General features: G+C 28.9%; 2 protein-coding genes and 1 pseudogene. All 3 read left to right on the top strand.

What is annotated here, in order from left to right:
- Positions 1-441: 441 nt before the first annotated feature.
- Positions 442-855 (top strand): hypothetical protein, encoded by a 414-nt coding sequence (locus tag HMPREF1504_RS10030; protein WP_038125302.1) that lies wholly within the window; start codon positions 442-444, stop codon positions 853-855.
- Between the two features lie 5 nt (positions 856-860).
- Positions 861-1274, top strand: coding sequence for a hypothetical protein (locus tag HMPREF1504_RS10025; protein WP_038125301.1), 414 nt, complete (start codon positions 861-863; stop codon positions 1272-1274).
- Between the two features lie 88 nt (positions 1275-1362).
- Positions 1363-1560, top strand: a pseudogene (locus HMPREF1504_RS10020) (IS21 family transposase); the annotation flags it as partial.

The raw sequence follows: 1560 nt of genomic DNA, 5'->3' as shown, positions 1-1560 counted from the left end.
ACGTAAGTTTAATAGTATGGAGAGTTTTCTAAAAGCACATAGTCGATATGCTAATAGATATAATAACATTGCACAAAAAGTCTTAAACTTTAAATCACCAAACCAAGTTATAACAGAGTACTTTATGAATCAAAAGGCATAAGTATTTGTCACAAATGTTTGATTACTCTAGAGCAATAGAACCTATTTAAATATTTTTTAGTTTAATCAGATTGCATTGCATATTATAATGAGGCTTTATACCTACTTAACGACTTTGAACAAGATTATATGAACAAATAAAGATTTTTCTTTTGCAAGACTCTATAAGTATTACGTTATATGGAGTAATTATGGAAATATATAAGTCTATGAAATTTGAGTTTAATCAATTGTCTTTTAGAGTTCGTTTGATACTAATCGTACATTAGAGAAGCATTGTAAATATTACGAGTGTTTATAATGAGAAGATGGAGTCTAATAAAATATATGCATATAGGTTTATTAAAAGAAATTGGTCCCAAATTATTAAAATATCTGCTTAGTGGCATTGCTGCAGCCTTTATACTAATCGTAATTGTCGGCATCACTACTCGATATTATCATTATAATGACAACTCTTCTGCATTAATCAGATATGGATATTCTCTCTACAAAGAGGATTTGATCGATGAGATAAACTGGACTCGCGTTGGTGATAAGTTTATGGTGAAGAATTCTGACTATACTGACTTTAAGGCAAAGTATAATCAGAGTAGATTCTTAGATGATATAAATGATAATAAGGACAAAATTAGTGAAGGTCTTAATACCAATAGCATTAGAGTCCAGTTGAAAGAAGACTTTATACGAATTAAATATAAAATGGTGGATTGATAAAGATGGTTTTCGATAGGGTTGTTATTAATAAATTAAAAATAATTATATTTGTAGTAGGAATAATCATAGGCTCATTTAGTGGTGCTCTTGTATTAGAGAAAATAGATAATACATTGGAATCCATTTATTCTGGTAGACAAGCTCTTATTTGGAATGAATATAAAAGTTTTGATCATCGTGAGCATTTTACTATCAATGCCATCTATCCTTTTAAATATGAAATTGGTAGTGTTAGACCTTATTTTATTGTTGATGTATTGAGTGATAGTAATATGGATACAATAGAAAAATCTTTAGCTTTAAATGGATGGCAGAAAATAGAGGCTAATACATTTCAAAAAGAAACTAGTGGAGAAGTATTAAAATTATCTGTAGAACCTATTAACATGAATGAATATATGATTGTATATTTGTAAATGATACTCTAAGAATGTACAAAAATGATGATATAAGAATGTACAATTTTAATTGTATCACCGATACTATAGTTGAGGTGATAACAACATGCAATACGTATACGCTATTAACAGTTCATTTACTGTAACATCATTATTAGACTTACCATTATTAAGAGACATTCTGGAGGGTTGCAATTTGAAACCTAATTATAGTTTACTAGGTCGTGAATTAGGCTATGATAGACGCACCATAAAATCTCATTATGAAAATGGAACGCCTGATCCACATCGTCATAAACCATCT

Source organism: Veillonella sp. ICM51a, from assembly GCF_000524355.1.
GTDB classification, from domain to species: domain Bacteria; phylum Bacillota; class Negativicutes; order Veillonellales; family Veillonellaceae; genus Veillonella; species Veillonella atypica.
Note: the sequence above shows the minus strand (reverse complement) of the source record. Positions and strands in the feature narration are given on the sequence as shown.

Excerpts from the sequence above, each read along its gene's own strand:
- HMPREF1504_RS10030 (WP_038125302.1), top strand. The coding sequence starts at position 442 with ATGAGAAGATGGAGTCTAATAAAATATATGCATATAGGTTTATTAAAA.
- HMPREF1504_RS10025 (WP_038125301.1), top strand. The coding sequence starts at position 861 with ATGGTTTTCGATAGGGTTGTTATTAATAAATTAAAAATAATTATATTT.